Annotated in this window: 22 protein-coding genes and 1 tRNA gene; 11 read left to right on the top strand and 12 right to left on the bottom strand. The window is 62.5% G+C overall.

All coding sequences use genetic code 11. The features are described 5' to 3' along the window. The first annotated feature begins 34 nt into the window (after positions 1–34). From tig to LG047_RS03550, 3 genes are all read left to right on the top strand, one after another. Positions 35–1,384, top strand: a complete 1,350-nt coding sequence (gene tig / locus LG047_RS03560) for a trigger factor (protein ID WP_227965452.1) — start codon at positions 35–37, stop codon at positions 1,382–1,384. A 115-nt stretch (positions 1,385–1,499) separates the two neighbouring features. Next, the gene (locus LG047_RS03555; protein WP_036282353.1) at positions 1,500–2,132 is read left to right on the top strand and encodes an ATP-dependent Clp protease proteolytic subunit; all 633 of its coding nucleotides are present in this window, start codon (positions 1,500–1,502) and stop codon (positions 2,130–2,132) included. A gap of 131 nt (positions 2,133–2,263) precedes the next feature. Beyond that, on the top strand, positions 2,264–4,273 hold the full coding sequence (locus LG047_RS03550; protein ID WP_227965450.1) for an acetyl/propionyl/methylcrotonyl-CoA carboxylase subunit alpha: 2,010 nt from the start codon (positions 2,264–2,266) through the stop codon (positions 4,271–4,273). Positions 4,274–4,321: 48 nt separating this feature from the next. Here the strand turns inward: LG047_RS03550 and LG047_RS03545 are convergent, their stop codons facing one another. From LG047_RS03545 to purE, 3 genes are all read right to left on the bottom strand, one after another. Beyond that, positions 4,322–5,053, bottom strand: a complete 732-nt coding sequence (locus LG047_RS03545; protein WP_227965448.1) for a DUF2490 domain-containing protein — start codon at positions 5,051–5,053, stop codon at positions 4,322–4,324. Between the two features lie 104 nt (positions 5,054–5,157). Continuing rightward, positions 5,158–6,237 carry a 5-(carboxyamino)imidazole ribonucleotide synthase gene (locus LG047_RS03540; RefSeq protein ID WP_227965446.1) on the bottom strand — a complete coding sequence of 360 codons (1,080 nt, stop codon included), beginning with the start codon at positions 6,235–6,237 and terminating at the stop codon, positions 5,158–5,160. Positions 6,238–6,239: 2 nt separating this feature from the next. After that, complete coding sequence (purE, locus tag LG047_RS03535) at positions 6,240–6,704, bottom strand: 5-(carboxyamino)imidazole ribonucleotide mutase (RefSeq protein WP_227968420.1); 465 nt, start codon at positions 6,702–6,704, stop codon at positions 6,240–6,242. A gap of 188 nt (positions 6,705–6,892) precedes the next feature. On the opposite strand from purE, the gene LG047_RS03530 reads away from it, so the two are divergent. Next, positions 6,893–8,095, top strand: coding sequence for a sodium:proton antiporter (locus LG047_RS03530; RefSeq protein ID WP_227965444.1), 1,203 nt, complete (start codon positions 6,893–6,895; stop codon positions 8,093–8,095). 2 nt (positions 8,096–8,097) lie between these two features. On the opposite strand, the gene LG047_RS03525 is transcribed toward LG047_RS03530, so the two are convergent. From LG047_RS03525 to LG047_RS03510, 4 genes are all read right to left on the bottom strand, one after another. Further along, on the bottom strand, positions 8,098–8,331 hold the full coding sequence (locus LG047_RS03525; RefSeq protein ID WP_036282348.1) for a hypothetical protein: 234 nt from the start codon (positions 8,329–8,331) through the stop codon (positions 8,098–8,100). Between the two features lie 97 nt (positions 8,332–8,428). Beyond that, complete coding sequence (locus tag LG047_RS03520) at positions 8,429–8,647, bottom strand: YdcH family protein (RefSeq protein WP_036287403.1); 219 nt, start codon at positions 8,645–8,647, stop codon at positions 8,429–8,431. Between the two features lie 119 nt (positions 8,648–8,766). Then, a complete protein-coding gene (locus LG047_RS03515; RefSeq protein WP_227965442.1) occupies positions 8,767–10,185 on the bottom strand; it encodes a protein adenylyltransferase SelO in 1,419 nt (472 codons plus the stop codon). A 129-nt stretch (positions 10,186–10,314) separates the two neighbouring features. After that, positions 10,315–10,494, bottom strand: coding sequence for a YdcH family protein (locus LG047_RS03510; protein WP_036282345.1), 180 nt, complete (start codon positions 10,492–10,494; stop codon positions 10,315–10,317). A 279-nt stretch (positions 10,495–10,773) separates the two neighbouring features. Between LG047_RS03510 and LG047_RS03505 the strand changes: the two genes are divergently transcribed. Beyond that, a tRNA-Val gene (locus tag LG047_RS03505) sits at positions 10,774–10,848 on the top strand. Positions 10,849–11,182: 334 nt separating this feature from the next. Here LG047_RS03505 and LG047_RS03500 read toward each other — a convergent pair. Then, on the bottom strand, positions 11,183–11,419 hold the full coding sequence (locus tag LG047_RS03500; protein WP_227968419.1) for a helix-turn-helix transcriptional regulator: 237 nt from the start codon (positions 11,417–11,419) through the stop codon (positions 11,183–11,185). A 110-nt stretch (positions 11,420–11,529) separates the two neighbouring features. On the opposite strand from LG047_RS03500, the gene LG047_RS03495 reads away from it, so the two are divergent. The 4 genes from LG047_RS03495 to LG047_RS03480 all read left to right on the top strand — a co-directional run bounded on the left by LG047_RS03495 (position 11,530) and on the right by LG047_RS03480 (position 17,072). Continuing rightward, a complete protein-coding gene (locus LG047_RS03495; protein WP_227965440.1) occupies positions 11,530–11,841 on the top strand; it encodes a type I restriction endonuclease in 312 nt (103 codons plus the stop codon). Positions 11,842–11,899: 58 nt separating this feature from the next. Further along, a protein-coding gene (locus LG047_RS03490) for an IS3 family transposase (protein WP_370634952.1) occupies positions 11,900–13,050 on the top strand; the annotation gives its coding sequence in 2 pieces (ribosomal slippage) (positions 11,900–12,161 and positions 12,161–13,050; 1,152 coding nt in all). 739 nt (positions 13,051–13,789) lie between these two features. Continuing rightward, entirely contained in the window at positions 13,790–16,045 is a 2,256-nt protein-coding gene (locus LG047_RS03485) for a tetratricopeptide repeat protein (RefSeq protein WP_227965438.1), read from the top strand. 64 nt (positions 16,046–16,109) lie between these two features. Then, positions 16,110–17,072 (top strand): TylF/MycF/NovP-related O-methyltransferase, encoded by a 963-nt coding sequence (locus LG047_RS03480; RefSeq protein ID WP_227965436.1) that lies wholly within the window; start codon positions 16,110–16,112, stop codon positions 17,070–17,072. Positions 17,073–17,524: 452 nt separating this feature from the next. Here LG047_RS03480 and LG047_RS03475 read toward each other — a convergent pair whose 3' ends face one another. Next, positions 17,525–17,677: a hypothetical protein gene (locus LG047_RS03475; protein ID WP_227965434.1), complete on the bottom strand. Its 153-nt coding sequence runs from the start codon at positions 17,675–17,677 to the stop codon at positions 17,525–17,527. Between the two features lie 224 nt (positions 17,678–17,901). Here LG047_RS03475 and LG047_RS03470 point away from each other — a divergent pair, with 224 nt between their 5' ends. Beyond that, entirely contained in the window at positions 17,902–18,255 is a 354-nt protein-coding gene (locus LG047_RS03470) for a hypothetical protein (protein ID WP_227968418.1), read from the top strand. Between the two features lie 305 nt (positions 18,256–18,560). Here the strand turns inward: LG047_RS03470 and LG047_RS03465 are convergent, their stop codons facing one another. Continuing rightward, a complete protein-coding gene (locus tag LG047_RS03465) occupies positions 18,561–18,791 on the bottom strand; it encodes a hypothetical protein (RefSeq protein ID WP_227965427.1) in 231 nt (76 codons plus the stop codon). Positions 18,792–19,018: 227 nt separating this feature from the next. On the opposite strand from LG047_RS03465, the gene LG047_RS03460 reads away from it, so the two are divergent. Then, the gene (locus LG047_RS03460; protein ID WP_227965426.1) at positions 19,019–20,557 is read left to right on the top strand and encodes a PLP-dependent aminotransferase family protein; all 1,539 of its coding nucleotides are present in this window, start codon (positions 19,019–19,021) and stop codon (positions 20,555–20,557) included. A 21-nt stretch (positions 20,558–20,578) separates the two neighbouring features. Here the strand turns inward: LG047_RS03460 and LG047_RS03455 are convergent, their stop codons facing one another. Both LG047_RS03455 and haoB read right to left on the bottom strand, forming a co-directional pair. Next, the gene (locus tag LG047_RS03455; RefSeq protein WP_227965424.1) at positions 20,579–20,833 is read right to left on the bottom strand and encodes a hypothetical protein; all 255 of its coding nucleotides are present in this window, start codon (positions 20,831–20,833) and stop codon (positions 20,579–20,581) included. 118 nt (positions 20,834–20,951) lie between these two features. Beyond that, on the bottom strand, positions 20,952–21,905 hold the full coding sequence (gene haoB, locus LG047_RS03450; protein WP_227965422.1) for a hydroxylamine oxidation protein HaoB: 954 nt from the start codon (positions 21,903–21,905) through the stop codon (positions 20,952–20,954). Positions 21,906–21,929: the final 24 nt, after the last annotated feature.

Genomic DNA, 21,929 nt, shown 5'->3' with positions numbered 1-21,929 from the left:
GCCGGCGGTTTTGAAGTTGTAGAAGGCGATCGACATGCAAGTTACGCAAACCTCCTCGCAGGGTTTGAAGCAGGAATTCAAGGTCGTGCTGCCGGCGGCCGATCTCGCCGCCAAGCTCGGCGCGCAGCTCGCCGAGGTTCAGGCCAAGGCTCAGATCAAGGGCTTCCGACCCGGCAAGGCGCCGATCGGCCATCTCAAGAAGCTCTACGGCAAGAGCATCATGGGCGACGTGCTGCAGGAGGCCGTCAACGAGGCCAACCGCAAGATCGTCGAGGATCATCAGCTGCGAATCGCCGTCGAGCCGAAGCTCGATTTCCCCGGCGGTCAGGAGGAGGTCGAGCGCGCGCTCGAGGCCGAGGGCGACCTCTCCTTCGTCGTGACCTTCGAGACGCTGCCGAAGATCGAGATCGGCTCCTTCGATGACATTTCGCTCGAGCGCCCGGTCGCGCAGGTCAGCGACGAAGATATCGAGAAGGCGTTGAAATCGCTGGCCGAGCGGGCGCAGGAGTTCGAGGCGCGGGAAGAGGGCGCCAAGGCCGAGAAGGGCGACAAGCTCACGATCGACTTCACCGGCAAGCTCGACGGAGTGCCCTTCGAGGGCGGCACGGGCGGCGACGTCGACATCGTGCTGGGTTCGGCTACTTTCATTCCGGGGTTCGAGGAGCAGCTCGAGGGCGCGGCCGCTGGCGAACAGCGCCTCGTAAAGGTGAAGTTCCCGGAGGACTATTCCGCTAAGCATCTCGCCGGCAAGGACGCCGAATTCGACGTGACCGTGAAGTCCGTCGCCGCGCCGAAGGCGCTCGGCCTCGACGAGGAGCTGGCCAAGAAATACGGCTTCGAATCGCTCGAGGCGATGCAGACGGCCGTGCGCGGGAATCTCGAAGCCGACTTCGACAAGGCCTCGCGCGACAAGATGAAGCGCGCGCTGCTCGACGCTCTCGACGGCCGCTACTCCTTCGAGCTGCCGGAGACGCTGGTCGAGCACGAGTTCAACAACATCTGGGGCCAGCACGAGCAGGAAAGCAAGCGCGCCGGCCGCCCGCTCGCCGAGGAAGGCAAGACAGAGGAAGAGACCCGGGCCGAGTTCCGCAAGATCGCCGAACGCCGCGTGCGCCTGGGCCTGGTTCTGGCGGAAATCGGCCAGAACGCGGGCGTGAAGGTCGAGGACAAGGACCTCACCGAGGCGCTCGTCGAGCGCGCCCGCATGTTCCCGGGTCAGGAAAAGCAGGTGTGGGATTTCTACCGCAACAATGAGCAGGCGCTGGCCCAGCTGCGCGCGCCGATCTACGAGGAGCGGGTCGTCGATCACATCGCCAAGCTCATCAAGATCACCGACAAGACGGTGACGCGCGACGAACTCTTTGCAGAAGAGGAAGAAGCGTAAGCTTCGTTTGCGTCTTGCCGCAGCGCGGAATATGACGGAACGGTGATTTCATCGGCGGAGGGCGGCTCCCACGCGCTCCGCCGCATGGCCGCAAGCGGCCAAGGAAGGCGACACGATGCGTGATCCGATCGAGGTCTACAGCCAGTATCTTATTCCGCAGGTCATCGAGAACACCTCGCGCGGCGAGCGCGGGTTCGACATCTACTCGCGCCTGCTGCGCGAGCGCATCATTTTCGTGACCGGCCCGATCGAGGACCACATGGCCTCGGTCATCATCGCCCAGCTGCTTTTCCTCGAATCGGAAAATCCGAAGAAGGAAATTTCGCTCTACATCAACTCGCCGGGCGGCGTGGTGACCTCCGGCCTCGCCATCTACGACACGATGCAGTTCATCAAGCCGAAGGTCTCGACGCTCTGCGTCGGACAGGCCGCGTCGATGGGCTCGCTTCTGCTCTGCGCCGGCGCGGACGGCCTGCGTTACGCGCTGCCCAACGCCCGCGTGATGCTGCACCAGCCGTCGGGCGGCTTCCAGGGTCAGGCCTCGGACATCCAGCGCCACGCGGAAGACATTCTGAAGGTCAAGAAGCGCCTGAACGACATCTATGTCCGTCACACTGGCAAGGATTACGACACGATCGAGCGCACGCTCGACCGCGACCACTTCATGTCGGCGGAAGAGGCCAAGTCTTTCGGCATCATCGACAGCGTGCAGGAGAAGCGCGCCGAGGACGAGACCGAGGCGAAGTAAGGCATTTTCCGCCGGAGCGGATCACGTTCCGGCGGAGAAGATGCGGCAGGGTTGAAAGAAGGGAGCTGGCGCCGGCGGCGTTCTCGTCAAGAAGAACCGCAGCGCCATATGCTTGAGGAATTGGGGCGCGCATGTTTCGCAAAATTCTGATCGCCAATCGCGGTGAAATCGCCTGCCGCATCATCAAGACCGCCAAGAAAATGGGGATCGCCACCGTCGCCGTCTACTCGGACGCCGACGCCGACGCGCTCCATGTCGAAATGGCGGATGAGGCGATCCATCTCGGTCCGCCGCCTGCCGCCCAGTCCTATCTGCTGATCGACAAGATTGTCGCCGCCTGTAAGGAAACCGGCGCCGAGGCCGTCCATCCGGGCTATGGCTTCCTCTCCGAGCGCGCGGCTTTCGCAAAGGCGCTCGCCGACGCCAATATCGTCTTCATCGGCCCGAACCCGCGCGCCATCGAGGCGATGGGCGACAAGATCGAATCGAAGAAATTCGCCTCGGCGGCCAAGGTCAATGTCGTGCCGGGCTATCTCGGCGTGATCGAGGATGCGCAGGAGGCGATCCGGATCGCCGACGAGATCGGCTATCCCGTCATGCTGAAGGCCTCCGCCGGCGGCGGCGGCAAAGGCATGCGCATCGCCTACAAGGCCGACGAAGTCGCTGAAGGTTTCACGCGCGCGCGTTCGGAGGCCGCGTCGTCGTTCGGCGACGATCGCGTCTTCATCGAGAAGTTCATCGTCAATCCGCGCCACATCGAGATTCAGGTTCTCGGCGACAAGCACGGCAACGTCATCCATCTGAACGAACGCGAATGCTCCATCCAGCGCCGTAACCAGAAGGTGATCGAGGAAGCCCCGTCGCCGCTGCTCGACGAGAAGACCCGCGCCGAAATGGGCGCGCAGGCCATCGCGCTGGCCAAGGCCGTCGACTATGATTCGGCTGGAACGGTCGAATTCGTCGCCGGGCAGGACAAGAGCTTCTACTTCCTGGAGATGAACACGCGCCTGCAGGTCGAGCATCCGGTGACGGAGCTGATCACCGGCATCGACCTTGTGGAGCAGATGATCCGCGTCGCCGCCGGCGAGCCGCTGCAGCTCACGCAGGATCAGGTAAAGATCAACGGTTGGGCCGTCGAGAGCCGCATTTACGCCGAAGACCCGTCGCGCAACTTCCTGCCGTCGATCGGTCGTCTCACCAAATACCGCCCGCCGGAGGAGAAGCGCGAGAACGGAGTCACCGTGCGCAACGACACGGGCGTGACCGAGGGCCGCGAAATCTCGATCCATTACGATCCGATGATCGCCAAGCTCGTCACCCATGCGCCGGAGCGCCTGCGCGCCATCGAGGCGCAGGCCGACGCGCTCGACCGCTTCCTGATCGAGGGCATCCGCCACAACATTCCGTTCCTGTCCACGCTCATGCAGATCGAGCGCTGGCGGACGGGCAAGCTCTCCACGGGTTTCATCGCCGAGGAATTTCCGGACGGCTTCACGCCGCCCGAGCCGAAGGGCGATCTGGCCCAAACGCTCGCCGCCGTCGCCACGCTGATGGATCACATCGGCAATGAGCGAAAGCGCCAGATCAGCGGCCAATTGCGCTCGGGCAGGCCGGTCGAATTTGCGCGCGAACGCGTCTGCATCCTCGGCGAAAGCCGCTTCGACGTCTCCATCGAGGAGCAGGGCGAAGCGCTCGTCGTGCGCTTCGCGGAGGGCGACCAGCGCGCGCATCGCGTCTCGTCGCACTGGCGGCCGGGCCAGCCCGTGTTCAAGGGCGACGTCGACGGCCTCACCGTCTATGTGCAGGCGCGGCCGATCCTCAACGGTTATGAGCTGTCGCATCAGGGCGTCAGCGTCGCCGCGCGCGTCTATACGCAGCGCGAGGCCGAGCTTGTGGCTCTCATGCCGAAGAAAAAGGACGCTGGCGCGACAAAGCATCTGCTGTGCCCGATGCCCGGCCTCGTGAAGACGATCGACGTCGTAGAGGGACAGGAGCTCAAGGCCGGCGAGCCGCTCTGCATGGTCGAGGCCATGAAGATGGAGAACGTGCTGCGCGCCGAGCGCGACGTGACGATCAAGAAGATCCTGGCGAAGCCCGGCGACAGCCTCGCTGTCGACGCGGTAATCATGGAATTCGCGTAAACGAAAATCACGCAGCGCGGCTTTTTTCGCCGCGCTGCCGCCTTGGCCTTACAGATTCAGGAACATGCTCACCGAGAGGATATGATTCATCCGCTCGTTGAAGCCCTGCGCCCTGCGCGTCACGGTGCGCAGCTGGATAAGCTGATTTATATAGCCCACCTCCACGCGCGCCTGCTTGCTGAAGGTATAGCCGATCCCCGCGAAGGCGCGATTCTGGTCGAAGCCGAAGCGCGTTCCCGGCGTCGTCGAATTCAGCCGCACGAAGACCTCGTCCCAAACGACGAAGCTGAAAGCTGACCCTTCCACGATCGGTCGGGAGAAGCGGACAAATTCGCGCAGCCGCCACTCGACCGGATCGACATTCTGGATGAAGCGCTGTTCGAGGCGCGTGCGGCTCATGAGATCGCCGAATGACGGCTTGTCGGTCAGGAGCAACTGCTGCCAGATGCGGTGCTCATGCTGGATGCGCGCCTGTGGGCGCGGATAATTCCCCACATGCGCATAACCGAGCCATATGCTCGCGCGGTCGGTGAGCTGATAACCGATGGCGGTGCGCGCAAGGCTCTGGTCGAGCGCGCCGGCGTCGTCGCGGAAGCGGCCCTGTCCCTCCAGCCACCAGCGCCACTTGTCCAGCTTCGGGTCGAGCGAGCCGAGATTGGTTATGGCGGTGATATTCTCCCACACGCGGAAGTCTTCCTCGGCGGCGATCGCCTTGGGCGCGGTCATGAGAACCGCGATGAGCAATCCGGCGGAGACTGCGCGGATGGGCGCGTTTGTCATGGAACCTCCAGCTTGGCGCTTGACGCGCATCGCCTTTGATTCGAATTTCTAACGCGAAGTCCCCGAACAACTCAATGGAGCCAGTCAAGGCTTTGTTTGTTGGATCAGTCTCGGGAAACCACGCGCGTCACATGGCCCATCTTGCGGCCGGCGCGCGTCTCCTTCTTGCCGTAGAGATGCAGACAGGCGCCGTCTTCGGCGAGAATGTTCGCCCATTTGTCGGCGTCGGCGCCGATCAGGTTGCGCATGACGACCTTTTGTCCATGACGGCGCGTCGAGCCCAACGGCATGCCGGCGACGGCTCGCATATGCTGCTCGAATTGCGAGGTCACGGCGCCGTCGAGCGTCCAGTGGCCGGAGTTGTGCACGCGCGGCGCAATCTCGTTGACGACGAGCGTCTCGCGGCCCTCGTCTTCGACGACGAACATTTCAACGGCGATGACGCCGACATAGTCGGCCGCCTCTGCGATCCGTCGGGCGACGTCGACCGCCGCTTCGGCTGTCTCGGGGCCGATCGCCGCCGGCGCGGTGGTGGTCGCGAGAATGTGATGCTCATGCACGTTCTCGCAGACGTCGTAGGCGCGAAACTCCCCATCGAGACCACGCGCGGCGACGACCGACACTTCCTTGGTGAAGGGCACGAAGCTCTCGAGAATACAGGGAACGCCGCCCAGCGAGCGGAAGGCCTCCGCGAGATCGGCGCCCTCCCTTATTTGCGTCTGGCCCTTGCCGTCGTAGCCGAAACGGCGGGTCTTCAGGATCGACGGGCGACCAAGGCGCTCCACCGCCCGCGCCAGACCTTCGGCGTCGAGCACATCTGCGAATCCTGCGGTGGGAATACCAAGCCCCTGCACGAAATCTTTTTCAACGAGACGGTCCTGCGTCAGCGCCAGAACCTTGGGATTCGGCCGGACCGGACGGCGCGCTTCGAGAACCTCGGCCGTTCGCGCAGGCACATTCTCGAATTCATAGGTCACGACGTCGACGGCCTCGGCGAAGGCGGCGAGCGCCGCCTCGTCCAGGAAGTCCGCCCGCGTATGCGCCGAGCAGACGTCGAAAGCGGGGTCATCGTCGACGGGCGAAAACACATGGCTCTTGAGGCCCAGTCGCGCGCCGGCGAGCGCCAGCATGCGGGCGAGCTGGCCACCGCCGAGTATGCCAATCGTCGAACCGGGCTTCAGCATGGTCAAACCTCGTCGCGCGGCGTGAGCGCCACGCTTTCAGTCTGCTTTGCGCGGAACGCGGCCAGCCGTTTGGCCAGAGTCCTGTCGGTGAGAGCGAGAATCGACGCCGCGAGGATTGCGGCGTTGATCGCGCCGGCCTTGCCGATGGCTAGCGTCCCGACCGGAACGCCGCCGGGCATCTGCACGATGGAGAGAAGCGAGTCCATGCCCTTCATCGCTGCGGATTCGATCGGCACGCCGAGAACGGGCAGGTTGGTCATGGAGGCGGTCATGCCCGGCAGATGGGCCGCGCCGCCGGCGCCGGCGATCACGACCTGAAAGCCCTCGCCCTCGGCGCCCTTGGCGAAAGCGACGAGTCGGTCCGGCGTGCGGTGGGCGGAGACGATGCGGGCCTCGCAGGCGACCTCGAGCGTTTCGAGCGTCTCGACTGCATGGCGCATGGTCGCCCAGTCGGACTGCGACCCCATGATGACAGCGACTGGCGTCTTCGGCTTCGCCACTTTGCTTCCGTTCATGCTCGGATATAAGGAAGCCATGCGGCATAGACGATGGCCCGCGCATAAGCAAGGGCGGGAAACTGCCGCCGGCGCGTCGATTTTCCCATGCAGCCGCGCCATGGACCGAACCGGAAACGCCGCAGGAGCGAACTACCGACATGGACGAACAACTGAGGCAGGGGGTCGCCATCCTCGCGGTTGCGATGATCGTCGCCATCGCCGCGCGGCAGGTGCGGCTGCCTTACACGGTGGGACTGGTTATCGTCGGCGCCGTCATTGCCATGACCGCGCCGGACGTTGGCCCGCATCTGACGCACGACCTGATCTATGACCTGATCCTTCCGCCGCTTCTCTTCGAGGCGGCGCTGACGCTTTCGTGGCGCGAATTGCTGCGAGACTCCCTGCCGCTGCTGGCTCTGGCCGGCGTCGGCACCGTGGTTTCGGCCGCTTTCGTGACGACGGCGACGGTGACGCTACTCGGCTGGCCGCTGCCGTCCGCTATGGTTTTCGGCGCATTGATCGCGGCGACGGACCCCGTCGCGATCATCGCAATGTTCAAGGACAATGGGCTGAAGGGCCGGCTGCGGCTTCTCGTCGAGAGCGAAAGCCTGTTGAACGACGGCGCGGCGGCGGTGCTGTTCGTCATGGCGCTGGCCTGGGCGGAGGGTTCGGCCGGGCAGGGCGCGGGCGACACTCTCCTGACGCTGTTGAAGATCGTATTCGGCGGCGTCGCCGTCGGGGCCCTCTGCGGCGGGGCCGCAATAATTGCCTCCTTCCGCACATCGGAGCATTTGATCGAGGCGGCGCTGACGACCATCGCGGCCTTCGGTTCCTTCCTCCTTGCCGAACATTTCCATTTTTCGGGCGTGCTGGCGACGGTGACGGCGGGTCTGATGATGGGCAATCTTGGCCTGCTGCGCGAGGGCGAGGGCGGCTATCTCAGCCTCAAGGGCCGCGAATTCGTGCATGGCTTCTGGGAGTTCGCGGCCTTCGTCGCCAATTCGGCGGTGTTTCTGATGATCGGCCTCGATGTGGCGACAACTCCCTTCGAATCATACGGGCTGCCGCTCATTTTCGCGATCATAGGCATCACGCTAGCCGGACGCGCGCTGACCGTTTATCCGCTCAGCGCGCTTTTCCTTCCCTCGCGCTGGAAGGTGACCTTCTCCGAGCAGCATGTTCTGTGGTGGGGCGGGTTGCGCGGCGCCCTCGCTTTGGCGCTCGCGCTATCGCTGCCGGCGACGCTGCCGATGCGCGACACGATCGTGGTCGTCACATTCGGCGTCGTCGCCTTCTCCATCGTCGTGCAGGGCCTGACGATGCCGTTCCTGCTCCGCGCCCTCGGCTTTCTGCCGAAGTAGGTTCAGTGCGGGAAATGGAACAGTCGCCACATGGCCAGCGACATCGCCAGCATGGCGATGATCGAGAGCGCGAAGGCGAGCTTGAGGAAGAGCGGGCCGAACAAGGGCCGCTCCGGCTTCTCGCCGACATGGTAGACGCCGTTTACGTGGCGCACCCGGCGTCCGAAACGATCCGGTTTGCTGACCTTGCGGCGCGCGTCGAAAGATTCGCTGATCGAAAGACCGAGACGGGGCATGGCCTGACTCCCTGAAATTGACCGAAGGCGATCCGCTTCTGTCCCGAATTGGGACGGTGGATCGGCCTATGGTCCGGGGGCTTCAAGCCGTGTGCCGTCAGGCGATGATGTCGGGGGTCAGCTGGTCTTCGAGGGCCGAGATGCGGTCGCGCAACAGCAGCTTGCGTTTCTTGAGACGCTGGATCTGCAACTGATCTATCGCGCCGACGGCGATCAGCGCGTCGATGGCGGCTTCCAGGTCGTGATGTTCGAGACGCAGGCGCTCTAGCTCGGCGCGAATGGCGCTCTGCTCGGCGTCGCTCGGATTATCGTTCATCGCCGCATCCGTATCGCGCTTCACAGCGCGCGAGAATCGAATTTCTCTTCGGTGCGATTATCGCGCCGCACCCAAGTCGCGTTCAAGCGGAAATGGCGCCGCGTCTGTCGCGAAGCTTGTCACGCCTCATAGGCGTCGCGCATCTGGGCGATTTCCGCGATCTTGGCCTGAATCGCGGACCAGTCGTCCCTCTCCGCGATGGGCGCCCAGATCGCCTCGACTTCGTCGATCAGCATCGTGCACGGCGCGGGGCGACGGAAATAGGGGTGGTCGAGCCGAGCGGCCGGCGTCGCCTCATGCTCGGCGAGAGCGGCGCGCAGGGGCGCGAATTCTGCCGTCTCGTAATAGGAGGCCGACGGGCTCGACCTGGCCCGATCCACGCTCGCGAGGCCGCCGCGCCAGTCGAAGAAGGTCTGCTCGAAGGGCGCCCGCGTCGCGATGAGGAAATCCACGAAAGCCTTGGCGAGCCGGGCGTCGGCCTCCTCACCCGCCGGCGCGAGCGCGAGCCGCCTAAGCAGCGCCGCGCGGAACTCCTGCTGGATAAGGCCTGGAAACACGTCCAGCGCCTTCTCGGCCGCCTCCAGCCCCGTCAAATGCAGGAGACATTCGGCAAGTCGGGCGAGATTCCACCCCAGCGCGCCGGGCTGCCGGCCAAAGGCGTAGAGCCCGGTTTCGTCGAAATAGGCGGCCGTGAACTGCGGGTCGTAGGATGGCGCGAAGCGCCATGGCCCGTAATCGAAGCTTTCGCCGGTGACGTTGATATTGTCCGAATTCAGCACGCCATGGACGAAACCCGCCGACATGTAGCCCGCGCCGAGCCGGGCGACCCGGGCGACGACTTCCCCCAGAAATGCGAGGGCCTTGGCGGGGCCGGGCAGCTCCGCCAGAGCGGGGAAATAATGCCGGCAGACATGGTCGAGCAACCGATCGATCGCGGGCTTGTCCTCATGGAAGGCGAGGCGCTGGAAGGTGCCGATCCGGATATGCGAATGCGACAGCCGCACCAGCACGCTGGAGCGCGTCGGCGAGGGCTCGTCGCCGCGCATGAGCGCTTCGCCGGTCTCGATCAGGCTGAAGGTCTTGGAGGTGTCGACGCCGAGCGCCTCCAGCATTTCGGTGGCGAGGATTTCACGCACGCCGCCTTTCAGCGTCAGGCGTCCGTCGCCGCGTCGCGACCAGGGCGTCTGGCCGCTGCCTTTCGTGCCGAGGTCGAGTAGGCGACCGTCCGCGTCGTCGCGCAACTGAGCGAAGAGGAAGCCGCGGCCGTCGCCGAGGTCAGGGTTGTAAACGCGGAACTGATGGCCGTGGTAGCGCAAGGCGAGCGGCTGGCGCAGGCCGTCGGGCAGGGGCTCGAAACGCCCGAAATGGGCGATCCATTCCTCATCCGTCAGCCCATCGAGCCCAACGCGCGCGGCCCAGCGCTGGTTGCGATAGCGCAGTACATGCTTCGGAAAGCGCGCCGCCTCTACCCGGTCGAAAAAGGGATCGCCGAGACCTTCATGGAGGGTCTCGGGGCGGTAGCTGTCGGTCACGGGCATGGGGCGGCGGTCTCTTTGATCTGGCGCGAGCGAGGAGCAAGCTATGCGCCAAAAAATAAGGCGGAGATCGCTCTCCGCCCATGGCTGCCTTTGACCCTCATCGGTCGTCAGGATGATACAGTGATCGCTTCAGTGTCGCGTTTCGCTGACCGCCAATTTGGCCAGTTCATCCTTTATCTGCAACTTCTTCCGCTTCAGCTCCAGGATTTTCGTTTCGTCCGCGTGGGGGTGGAGCTGTTCCTTCTCGATTTCCTTCTTGAGCGCCTCGTGGCGGCGTTGGAGTTCGACGATATGACCTTGCAAGGACATGCGAAACCTCCTTTGTAGCTCTCCTCTCGTCGAGCGAGGGCATGGCCAAGCATGCCACAACCATCGTGGCCCGCAAGGAGAGAAATCGTCGCGCGTCACAAATCTTTCACGCGCCGTCGGCCGAAATTTTACGATTCGCTAACAATTGAGCCGGCCGGGGCCCGCATTCCGGCCGATCGCCCCGGGAAAACAGGAATTTCGACGACCAGCGCCGTTGGCGCTTGCGCGCCGCCAGAATCGCCAGTATATGCGGGGCGCTCGAGCCGTTCAGCGGCTCTGGGGCGCGTAGCTCAGCGGGAGAGCACTACGTTGACATCGTAGGGGTCACAGGTTCAATCCCTGTCGCGCCCACCATTCAAATCAAAGACTTGCAGAAAATACCAGCGACCGTGCTGAAAGGCGGGGACGCATGGGGGACGCAAGCGGGGGATTTCGCGGCTCGATGTAGGCGCTGTCGTCGCGCCCCCGATCACACCCGCGCCAACTGGCCACCGGCCCGCCCCGCCATCGCCGGCCGTCTGCGCTAGGGACATAGGAGTGCGCCCGGTGGTCGGCGCAATATGGTGAGCCGATCGTGGCAGGCGCGGCGCAGAAGCGGTCGGGCGATCAGTCCGCGCGCCGAGCGGCCAGTGGCAGCAACCGGGCCGGATGTCGACGAACGGGACGCCTGAGCGCTGATCTTCGGTCATCATCTGCCCTCCACGCCCCCGTCGATCATCTCCCCTGACGCGAGGAAGACGACGCCGGCCGCTTCGAGGGCTTCGCGCACCTTCTCAACCGTGGCCTGTTTCACGTCCTCGCGCCCAGCCTCGATCCGGGTGATCGTCTCATGAGAAACGCCCGTAATCTCGGCAGCTTGTCGGACTGACAGGCCGAGCGCGACGCGCGCCGCGGGCGCAACCGGTCTTGCCTGCTCAACCCGCAGCTGAGATATTGTTGTTTCTTAGGGTTGATTTGGTGTGGCGGCAACGAGATGAGAGGAAGAATGGATATTTCACGCCGCAAGTTTGAAATGAACAAGTCTGAGGCAGCCCATTGACGACGGCAGAAAGCAAAATTGAGCGGGACCTAATCTCCAAGCTCCAAGAACTTAAGTATAGTTACCGTCCGGACATCCACGATCGCGCCACTCTGGACCAGAACTTCCGTGAGAAGTTCCAAGCGCTGAATGGCGTCCGCCTCACTGACTCAGAATTTGACCGCCTCATCGACGAAATCATCACGCCCGATGTCTTTACCGCCTCCCGCACCTTGCGCGAGCGAAACAACTTCACGCGAGATGATGGCACCCCGCTCAACTACACTCTCATCAATATAAAGGACTGGTGCAAGAACACCTTTGAGTGAGCTGCTGCCGGTTTCGTGGACGCCGAGAAACGGTGTTTCATGAGGCCGGAGGTTTGTTATGGCGAGACGGATATTCAGTCGGGAGTTCAAGGTCGAGGCGGTTCGGTTGGTGAAGGAGCGCGGCGTCACCGTCGCGCAGGCCTGCCGCGATCTGGATGTGCATGAGAACGTGTTGCGGCGCTGGGTTCGGGAGCTGACGACGGATCCCGTGCAGGCCTTCCCCGGACACGGCCAGCAGAAGCCGGAGCAACTGGAGATCGAAAGGCTGCGCCGTGAGGTCGCCAAACTGCGGGCGGAGCGCGACATTCTAAAAAAGGCCGCAGCCTTCTTTGCGAGGGAAGCGAAATGAGGTTCGCTTTCGTCGCAAAGCACCGGAGCGTCTGGCCGGTGGCGTGGCTCTGCGAAGCGCTGGACGTGTCCCGATCGGGCTTTCACGCCTGGCTGCGTCGCGGGCCGAGCGCCCGATCGGTCGCGGACGAGGAGCTGACAAAGAAAATCCGCGCGAGCTTCGTGGGCAGCGCCCGAACCTACGGCGCCCGCCGCGTCTGGCGGGACGTTCTAGCCGAAGGCGTCTCCTGCGGCCTGCACAAGATCGAACGGTTGATGCGGGCAAACGCCTTGCGGGCGCGACCGCGTCGCCGGGGTCAGCCGAAGGACGACGGACAAAGGTCGGCGGTCGTCGCGCCGAATGTTCTCGACCGGCAGTTCGCCGCGCAAGCGCCGAACCAGAAGTGGATCGCCGACTTCACCTATATTTGGACGGCGGAAGGCTGGCTCTACGTCGCCGCAGTCATCGACCTGTTCTCGCGAAGGGTCGTCGGCTGGTCGATGAAAGCCGAGATGACCGCTGGTCTTGTCGCGGATGCATTGATGATGGCGATCTGGCGTCGCGGCAAGCCGGACGCCTTGCTGCATCACTCCGACAGGGGCAGCCAATATACGAGCGAGCAGTTCCAGCGCCTCATGGCCGACAATGGCGTCGTTTGCTCGATGAGCCGATCCGGCAATGTCTGGGACAATGCGGCGATGGAGAGCTTCTTCTCTTCACTGAAGACGGAGCGGATCGGGAAGAAACTCTACCGCACGCGTGACGACGCCCGGGCAGACGTCTTCGATTACGTCGAGCGGTTCTACAACCCCGTCCGCAGGCATTCGACGATCGGCTACGTCAGCCCGGTTGAGTTCGAAAAGAAGGTGGGAGTAACTTAACTCGGCGTCCACGAAACCGGCAGCAGCTCATCTCGCGTGCTTCTTCGCGCGATAGCGTTGGGGTGCAACGGTAAACAGCGTCGGTCAACACACTTCTCGTTACGGTGTTTTTTTCGCTTGTATCGGTGTGAATAGTCATTTGCTCGTTGCCCCCCAGAGACGACCGCGAACAGTAGCACTAAAAATGTAATATAATCAAATCGATAGGGGCATTTGTTTTCGACCGCTCGAACTGCGTCGTTTGATTGTGCATGTTTCGTGCAAGTCCGATTGTGCGGGTTTTCGCGCGGAATAAATCAATAAAAACAATGCATTGGATGCGCGCATTGAGGATTCGTGCGTTGACGTCGTAGGGGTCACAGGTTCAATCCCTGTCGCGCCCACCATTTTATGTCAGATCCTCAGCGTAAATCACCAGGAACCGGTCGTATCCTGCGGAAACAGTAGGCCCGGCAAATGGCGGCGCGTTGTGAGGCCCACACCTCTGCGTAGTCTCAATGCGTCGACCGACCCTCCCTCGCCTCGCTGGCGGGTTTCTTCGTCTCCGCATCACTGCGCCCGTTTCGTCCGGCTGCTATTCCGACAAACTCTGCGCGACCCGCGCCGTCCATTCGCCCCCGTTTTCAATGAATTGCTCTGATGTCCGTAGACGCCCATTGGCGACGCACGCATATCCGTGTCATTTTACATAAAATATGGCATTGATGGCGCTGGGCAGAAACACGGCCAAATTCGAAATATGTCTGAGACGCCTTGTCGCATAGGGAGCGTTCCCGAGCCGCCAATACCCGACAGCAAGCCGACCGCGGGGGTAACGGAGATTGCCGGCATCACCGCCTCGGACATAGACGCCGCCGGCGCGTCGGAACGCGACGACCGAGCCGCCGAGATCCAGGCGCTTCTCGAAACCGGTTGGGAGAGGGTGCAAGATAGCGAGCCGGCGGAGGCGATACGGGCGTTTCAAGCGGTCCTGGCCCTGATGCCCTTGCATATCGGCGCGCTGAACGGACTTGCCGCCGCTTATTTTCATCAGGGCCGGCGCGAGGAGGAGTTGGAAGTAGCGCTCAAGGCTGCCAAGATCGCGCCGGAAATCGCCGGGTTGCAGGTGCAGGCGGCGCAACTGCTCGGGAATTTCGGTCGCTGGGACGAAGCCGCAGCCGCCTTCCAAATCGCGCAATCAATCGACCCGAGCGTCGCCGGGACTTACGCGTCACTTGGCGCAACATTGAAACAGCGGGGCGAAGAGAACGAGACGATTGCCGCATTGCAGGCTAAAATAGAACTCGCGCCAGGCAATCCGGAACTGCGCGTGGATCTGGGCCACTTGCTGTTCAGGACGCGCCGGCCTGACGAGGCGGCAGAAGCGGCGTTTCGCGCCGCTCTGACGCTCGCCCCACACCACGCGGGCGCGCTCGTTGCGTTGACCACGATCTTTTTTCGACGCGGAAGGCTGGAGGAGGCCATCAACCTTCTGCGCGACGCTATTGCGCATGTCCCGGGAAACATGGCGCTGCAGTTGCGACTCGGCCAGTTGCTGGAAGAGAAGCATGAGATCGCCGCCGCCCGCACGGCGTTCGCGGCAGCGGCGCGCATCAACCCAGGTAACGCCACGGCGCAAGCCGGCCTGCGCCGCACGCGCGATCCGGATGGGCTGTTCGCATTATTCGAAAACTTGCTGGGGCCAAATCCGCGAGAGGGCAATCTCGCCGCGCTCGCCGGGGAAATGAATGTTCCGCAGACCCGGCTGAACGCTCTGCTGAACTTCGCACGCGACCCGCGCGAGTCCAGCATTGCGGATCTGGCCACCACGCCAATCGAACAGGCGTTGCTTCAGACAATCATTGTGTCAGCCGAACGGAGCTCATACGCGAAACGTCACATGCAGAGCGCGCCGCTCGCGAGGCTGCAAGTGGCGAACGAAACGCGGGACGCGATCGCAGAAACACGCGGGCATGAAAGCTGGAGCGCGGTCCACTGGCTGAACGCCTTCAAATTGCGCCAGATTCGGCCCAGCCGTCGCGCCGCGGTGGTGGCGACGATGCGCGACGAAGGTCCCTATTTGCTTGAATGGGTGGCGCATTACCGCGTGCTAGGGTTCGACACGCTGTTCATCTATTCCAACGATAATCTGGATGGCTCCGAAGGCCTTTTGCGCAGCCTCGCGGAGCACGGCGTCATCACCTATATCGACAACAAAATGGATCCGGCCCGGCCGCACGATCCGCAGCAAAAGGTGTATGCGCACGCGCTGCACCTTCTGCCGGAACTGTGGGAGCATGAATGGGCGCTGGTGATCGACGGCGACGAGTTCCTCGTGCCCGCAGAGCATTATGGTTTTTCGATCGGCGCGCTCATCGACGATGCGCTGGCTCATTTCCCCGCGCGCGCTCCTTCCGCGATCTGCTTCAACTGGGTCTTGTATTTCAGCGGCTACGTCTATGCCTATGAGCAGCGACCCCTATGCAGGCGCTTTCCGCATGGGAAGGGGCGGCCGGGAATCAAAAGCCTTGTGCGGCTACGCGACATCATCTCCCTGCACCGCGTCCATTACCCGAACATTCCGCCCGACGGATTTCTGGCGCGCGCGGATTTCACGAGGCTGGACTGGTCGTTACGGCAGAAGAAACTTGATCCGGTCTTTACCAGCGGCAGGCTCGCGCATTACTGGTGCAAGTCGTTCGAGGAGTTCGCTGTCAAGAAAGCGCGCGGCGACGCGTTGACCAATCATACGATTTGGAAGCGCGAGTTCAAAGACTTCTTCACTTTCACCAACAACGCGCGTGAGACGCCGCGGAATTACCATCCGGCGCCGGAGTCGCTGATCCGCGCCGTCGAGGCCGAGATGCAGATGCTGCGCGCACTTCCGGGCGTTGCGTCGCATTTGGCGAAAATAGAGGAGAAGCGGCGCAGCCTCCTTGAACAGTTCGAGCCGGATGGCGGGTTGCCCGCCATCTACGAGAGCGTGAAGGAGGCCGTTCTGGGGCGCGGCGCTTAAAATACGGCAAGGCGGCGGAGCAATTTAACGCATCTGTTGTGCCGATAAGCGAGAAGAGGTCTTCATGACGCAGCCGATCTACCCAATTGCCAACATTCCGCACTTCAAGGAGCACCAGGCGCTCCAGAACCTCTTTGATTTTTGCAGCAAGGACGGCGTTCGCATCGGTCTCATCGGCTTCAACGAATGCGCCAAGCACTTGGTCAATCTATGCGGCGACGCGATCATCGGTTTTCACGATCCTGCTGAATGGAAAACCGGCATCACCTTCCGCGGCAAGCCGGTGGTGAGCGACACGGAGCGGCTGGACATCACGCATCTGGCGGTGTGCGACTACCTGCTGGCCTATGACTACGCTGACCGCATTGCGACATTCTATGGCGATGCAGTCCGTTTGCACATCCCCCCGCGCTTCGGCGAGCGGCCGACGCAAAAGATCGATCCATTCACTCAGGAACAGATTTACAAAGATATTTTCGCGCAGGCCGATAGTGCCCCGCTTACCATGATGACTCGCCAAAAACTGTGTTTCCTCATGGAGCTTCTCCGCTACTCTTTGCGCCTGCCCGGCGATGTGATCGAGGTCGGATCTTGGCAGGGTGGCAGCGCCTGGTATCTCGCGAAAATTCTTTCCTGGAACAAGGAAGAGCGCCACCTCTATATTGTCGATCCGTTCGAAATGCATGCTACCAGCAACACCGCGACCATGTGCAATGACGAGATCGAGCGCGCATTGGCATTCTATCCCGGCGTAAAGATGCTCGTAGGGCGCGCCAACGAAAAGGCGATTCTGGCAAAACTATCCACTTGCAGCTATTGCTTCGCGCATTTCGACCTCACCCTGCAGGCTGAGGCATGCAAACATATTTGGGACCGGCTGGCGCCCGGAGCACCTTTCGTGCTTGACAATTACGGACTAACTGGCGCGCACCCTGGCCGTTTCGAAAGGTTTTTCGCGGACCGCGGCTGCCGCATCATCCGTCTCCCCTGGTCCGAGCAAGGCGTGGTCTTCAAGCATACGTCCTGAACAGACATTGCCGAGGGGGAAGTTTAGGGGAGGTAACCATATCGGAACTCTCCGAAATCGGCGGGTGCGGCAAATTGGGGAATTGCATCCGAGTTTCAATCGTCGCTCTATGCGGGACGATGGAAATTAAGAAATGATACGTCCGCAAATTTTCAACGCCGTAGCCATATCAATGCTCGTCGCAGCGTTGGGAAGCTTTGCGATGATATTTGGCGGCGGCTGATGGAAAGCATTACGCTGGGTGCTCCATAGTCGGATATTTACATCATCTGGAGTGTCAGATTGATTGCCGACGCGGGTTGATTGATGGAAATTGGCTTCACGCTTTGGCGTCGAGGTTGAGGGCGAGCGTCGCTAACGATCTCACCTGCGTTTTTCCAAAGGTCCTGATCCGGCAGTCACTGCCTATCAAACAGGCGGCCGCGCCGGGCGAGACGGTGGACCGATTCAAATCACGTGAAGGGATTTTGCGTCTCACTGTCGTGGTCTGGATAAGCGGGCGCATTCTCAGTGCGGATCGCGCCGTGGGGAAACGGGGGGCGCGAGAACTTGTCGCCCGTCAGTCCGCGCGCGCCTGCGCCGTTGTGCCCGTCGGCGAAATCCATGCTATCGATCGTTGATGAGGCGGCGGGAAAGCGGAATTGGCGATGGAGCGCCGACGCCTTCGTTCTCATGCTCGCCGGATTGTCCGTGATTTGGGCGCGGCCGCCAAAATATTTGATGATGGCGCTTTGTCCACAAGCATCACGGCGACCGCTTGATCGACCCCGTCGACAATGTTTCGCTTGCGGCGACGGTAGCCGGAGCTGAGGCAGAAGCGGAGGATCATATGGATTTCCCGACGATCGACCCATTGATTGCCGCAGGGGTCGTCGCATCGACGGCGATCACCGACGCTGTCTATGTATTTTTCAATGCGGCCGTTTCCGAGCGCCGTCGAATTGCGGCCGCGAGCTGGAGCAGCATATGGTACCTGCTTTCCGCATTTGCGGTCATCAGCTACACGTCGAACTGGGCCTATGTTCTATTCGCGGCTGTCGGCGCGTGGATCGGCGGATTCCTGTCGATCACGGCGCTCACTCACGTCGCGCCCTTGCGAGGCGGGAAGAGGTTGGCGCAAATGCGAGAGGAAGCGAAAACCGGGCAGGCGGCCTCTGCGCCGACCACGCGGGATCAGCCGTAAGCCCAACCGATGAGGGCGGCGCCCACGAAGAAACCGAGGGTACCGATAATCATGAGCTTCACAAGGCCATCCGGCATGACGTCCTCCTCACAGCGAAACGGCCCGTCGCTACATCCGCGCTCGGGCCGCATCTTCGATCACGCCGTTAGCGTCACCTTGTGGAAGAGATAGGAAGCCGGTTTCATCAAATCAAGGCGGCGGACTACCGGTTGGCCGCTCTGCCGAAAGACCTTGAACGAGCGGTTCCGGGCAACAAAAAAGGCGCCAATATTGGCGCCCGGAAGTCGGGAGGAAGAGGAGCGCCGTCAGTCGGCGAGTTCGGCCTCTTTCAAAGGCTTCGCGTCGCGCGCGTCCAGGGCCGTCGTCTCGGCAGCCACTGCGCCGATGGGCGCCGGCGAAGACTTTGCCGCCTTGACGCTGCGCGTGGCCTGAGCGCTGTGGCGCTTTTCCGGACCAGAGGAACTGGTGATGAGGCCAAGCACCAGAAAGCCGACCCAAAACGCGGTCGGAACGATTTGCGAGTGAGTCAGAGCCATTCGTTTCCTCCCCGAGCGCCGATTTAGCGCAATTAAAGCTTCGACCAAAAAATGGCCGTTAGAAAGCGCCAGAACCCGGGAAGCTAATGGCGCCAGTTAAAGGTTTTTTGACATCTCGTTGGTTGCGATCTTTGGTCGCAGCAAGATGTATCGTGGCGCCAGTCCGCCAATCGGGCGTGGATCTATGTATTGGACCAAACGCCTCTTATCTGTGTGTCAGGAGGCACATGATGGGCATTTCCACGATAGGTCGTCCGGTTCCCGTTGTTCGGAGCGGACATGTGCAATTGTCGATACTTCTGCGGGAGTCGGACAAATCGACCCTGCAGAATCAGATCTTCGACCAGATCCGCTCGATGATCCTCAACGGGCAGCTTCGGGGGGACGATCCTTTGCCGACGACGCGTGAGCTGAGCAATCAGCTCGGCGTGTCGCGCAATACTGCGGTGCTTGCCTATGAACGGCTGATTGCGGAAGGCTATATCCGCACCAAGCCTTACGTCGGCACTTTCGTCTCGCCGGATTTGCCGGACACGGCCTTCCTGTCGTCCGCAAACAATGGCGGCGGCCATGCGGCGGAGCCTGCGGCCGAGGATGAGCCCGAGCCCGTCGCTCCCGGGGGCGCGCTACGCACCCATCGCCTCGCCGACCCCGACCGGCGCCGGCTCGTGGCCGACTTCTGGGTCGGTCGTCCTGATCCGCGGTCCTTCCCGCTGAAGGCGTGGTCGCAACACATCAAGGCCCGGCTCAAGACCGCGGGCTCAAAGCTTACCAGCTACAACGATCCGGCCGGCCTGCTCGAACTGCGGCAGGCGATCGCCAAGCATCTAGCGCCGGCGCGCGGCGTCATCGCCGATCCGGACCAGATCATCATCGTCGGCGGTTGTCAGGACGGCTTCAATCTTGTCGGCCGTCTGCTCGTGAAACCCGGGACGACGGCGGTGATCGAATCGCCCTGTTACCAAGGGGCGGCCTTCGTGCTCGAGAGCCTCGGAGCCAAGCTGCATCCGGCGCCGATCGACCACGACGGACTCGACGTGTCGCGGTTGCCACATGTGCGGGACGCCGTGGCCTATGTCACGCCCTCGCATCAATATCCGATCGGCGTGACGATGAGCTTGCAACGTCGCATCGAATTGCTGTCATGGGCGACGCAGTACGACGCCTACATCATGGAAGACGACTACGACAGCGACTTCCGCTTTGTCGGCTCGCCGCTGACGGCGCTCAAGGGCCTCGATCGCAACGAGCGCGTCATTTATCTCGGCACCTTCTCGAAATGCATGGGGCCTGGACTGCGCCTCGGCTATGTCGTCGCGCCGCGCAGGCTCGTCGACAGTTTCCGCCGCATGAAGATGCTCATGAACAATGGCCAGAGCTGGCTGGAGCAGGCCGCCATGGCCGACTTCATGGCCAGCGGCGAGTTCGGCCGTCATCTGCGTCGCATCCGTCAGCTCTATCGCGAGCGCCGCGATGCGCTGCTCAATGCGCTGGCGAAACATTTCGGCCACTGCGAGGTCTTCGGCGACCAGGCGGGCATGCATCTGGTCTGGAAACTGCCCGAAGGTCTACCGGACGCCGCCGAGGTCGAGGCGAGAGGGCTCGCCGCAGGCGTCGGCGTTTGCTCCCTCGCGACCGGTTCGGCGCTGCGCTTCGACAAGAATGACGGCGGCGATCGTTTGCTGATGCTCGGATTCGTTGCGCTGACCGAGAAAGAGATTGAGGACGGAATCGCCCGTCTCGCAGGAGCGCTGCGCAGCAGCTAGGCCGCGCGGCGCCTCACGCCATCAGTTGCGATGCAGGGGCGGGCTTGAGCCGTCCTTGCACGTCACCTCGTCCCTGTATCGAACTCCATCCCATTTCCACTCGGTCTTGCAGCCGAGACGGCCGGCTTCCGCGCGTTGGCGCCAGCCATTGTCATCGCGCTGATAGCCGTTCTCCGGTTCCTTGCCGCTGTCATCCTTGCGAGGTTCGGCGCCTGCTGCGGACAACCAGCCGGCCAGCGCAATCGACAGCGCGGCTGTGACGTAAAGTCGTTTCATCACGCGCCTCCACTTTTGCGACGTAATGAGTCAACTGGCGAGCGCGGAGCATGTTCCTCTTTCTGCAAATTGAGGTTGCGATCCTGCGCCGCGCCACGGACGGCGATGGACTTCCAACTCAATCTTTCAGTCGGTATATCCACCAGCCCTTGTGCTGATAGACAAGTTCCAGCGCTTCGAGCTGCATTGGGTTCGACGTCGAGAAGGGCAGGAGCTTCGCTACGAGCGCATCGCTGTCGCCCTTGCTTTGGAAATAATGCAGCCGCGTCGCGCCGCCTATTGGCTCGACCGCGAAGCCTCCCTCCACCTTTTGCTCGCGCATCCATCGCTGCGCGGATTTGATAACGCCATGCGAAACGCCCGACGAGGCGAAGTCCTTGAAGCCGATGGAGAAACGCTCCGGCTTCACAGCCGCGGCTTTCCAGACGTCCGAAATATGCACGGCCACATAGGCGGGCTTGCCGCCGGCGAGTTTTTTCAGCGTCGCCGCGCCCTGCGCTTCATCCGTCGCTGTGAGCGCGTCGATGAATTGGCCAAACGACTCCGCAGATTGCGGATTGGCGCCGGCGCCCCATCGGGCGCGTTCGTCGCCGCGCGCCCCGGCCCAGGCGGCGGGGATGAGGAGTCCGCGCGCCTGCGGGTCGTCGAGCGGCGCCTGTCGTTTTGCGGCGACGCGAATGGCGCGTGAGAAATCCCACCACGCGAGAACGACGGCGTCCTCCGGGACATGTTCGCGGATGGCTGCCAGCACCTTGGTCATGTCGGCGGCGGAGGCGTCGGCGAAAAAAATCGGCTCCGTCACTTCGTTGCGCCAGACGATCGGCGCGAGGCGGGTTTCGTCGCGCGCAACGAGCCCGGTTGCGACGGGGCGGCGCTCCTCGGGGCTCGTAATCTCGACACGCTGCAACGCCTCTGGCGCGAGGCCAAGGTTTTCGACCTCCTTCACGGCGTCGGCCCGGGCGGGCGCCAGGGTGAAAGTATAATGCGCGACCGGATGCAGCGTGGAATAGGCGACCCAGCCGAGCAGGGCCACGCCCACTGCGATAAGCACGGCGCCGATGGTCTCTCTCATAAAAGGTTCAAACCTCTGTCTCGC

Source organism: Methylocystis sp. WRRC1 (assembly GCF_020733155.1).
In the GTDB taxonomy this organism is placed as follows: Bacteria; Pseudomonadota; Alphaproteobacteria; order Rhizobiales; family Beijerinckiaceae; genus Methylocystis.
Note: the sequence above shows the minus strand (reverse complement) of the source record. Positions and strands in the feature narration are given on the sequence as shown.

Bases quoted from the DNA above. Each gene is read 5' to 3' on its own strand.
- LG047_RS03515 (WP_227965442.1), bottom strand. From the start codon at position 10,185: ATGCCCGTGACCGACAGCTACCGCCCCGAGACCCTCCATGAAGGTCTC.
- haoB (WP_227965422.1), bottom strand. From the start codon at position 21,905: ATGAGAGAGACCATCGGCGCCGTGCTTATCGCAGTGGGCGTGGCCCTG.
- LG047_RS03555 (WP_036282353.1), top strand. From the start codon at position 1,500: ATGCGTGATCCGATCGAGGTCTACAGCCAGTATCTTATTCCGCAGGTC.
- tig (WP_227965452.1), top strand. From the start codon at position 35: ATGCAAGTTACGCAAACCTCCTCGCAGGGTTTGAAGCAGGAATTCAAG.
- LG047_RS03540 (WP_227965446.1), bottom strand. From the start codon at position 6,237: ATGCTGAAGCCCGGTTCGACGATTGGCATACTCGGCGGTGGCCAGCTC.
- LG047_RS03545 (WP_227965448.1), bottom strand. From the start codon at position 5,053: ATGACAAACGCGCCCATCCGCGCAGTCTCCGCCGGATTGCTCATCGCG.
- LG047_RS03525 (WP_036282348.1), bottom strand. From the start codon at position 8,331: ATGCCCCGTCTCGGTCTTTCGATCAGCGAATCTTTCGACGCGCGCCGC.
- LG047_RS03455 (WP_227965424.1), bottom strand. From the start codon at position 20,833: ATGAAACGACTTTACGTCACAGCCGCGCTGTCGATTGCGCTGGCCGGC.
- LG047_RS03485 (WP_227965438.1), top strand. From the start codon at position 13,790: ATGTCTGAGACGCCTTGTCGCATAGGGAGCGTTCCCGAGCCGCCAATA.
- LG047_RS03520 (WP_036287403.1), bottom strand. From the start codon at position 8,647: ATGAACGATAATCCGAGCGACGCCGAGCAGAGCGCCATTCGCGCCGAG.
- purE (WP_227968420.1), bottom strand. From the start codon at position 6,704: ATGGGGTCGCAGTCCGACTGGGCGACCATGCGCCATGCAGTCGAGACG.
- LG047_RS03550 (WP_227965450.1), top strand. From the start codon at position 2,264: ATGTTTCGCAAAATTCTGATCGCCAATCGCGGTGAAATCGCCTGCCGC.
- LG047_RS03510 (WP_036282345.1), bottom strand. From the start codon at position 10,494: ATGTCCTTGCAAGGTCATATCGTCGAACTCCAACGCCGCCACGAGGCG.
- LG047_RS03480 (WP_227965436.1), top strand. From the start codon at position 16,110: ATGACGCAGCCGATCTACCCAATTGCCAACATTCCGCACTTCAAGGAG.
- LG047_RS03475 (WP_227965434.1), bottom strand. From the start codon at position 17,677: ATGGATTTCGCCGACGGGCACAACGGCGCAGGCGCGCGCGGACTGACG.
- LG047_RS03530 (WP_227965444.1), top strand. From the start codon at position 6,893: ATGGACGAACAACTGAGGCAGGGGGTCGCCATCCTCGCGGTTGCGATG.
- LG047_RS03470 (WP_227968418.1), top strand. From the start codon at position 17,902: ATGGATTTCCCGACGATCGACCCATTGATTGCCGCAGGGGTCGTCGCA.
- LG047_RS03465 (WP_227965427.1), bottom strand. From the start codon at position 18,791: ATGGCTCTGACTCACTCGCAAATCGTTCCGACCGCGTTTTGGGTCGGC.
- LG047_RS03460 (WP_227965426.1), top strand. From the start codon at position 19,019: ATGATGGGCATTTCCACGATAGGTCGTCCGGTTCCCGTTGTTCGGAGC.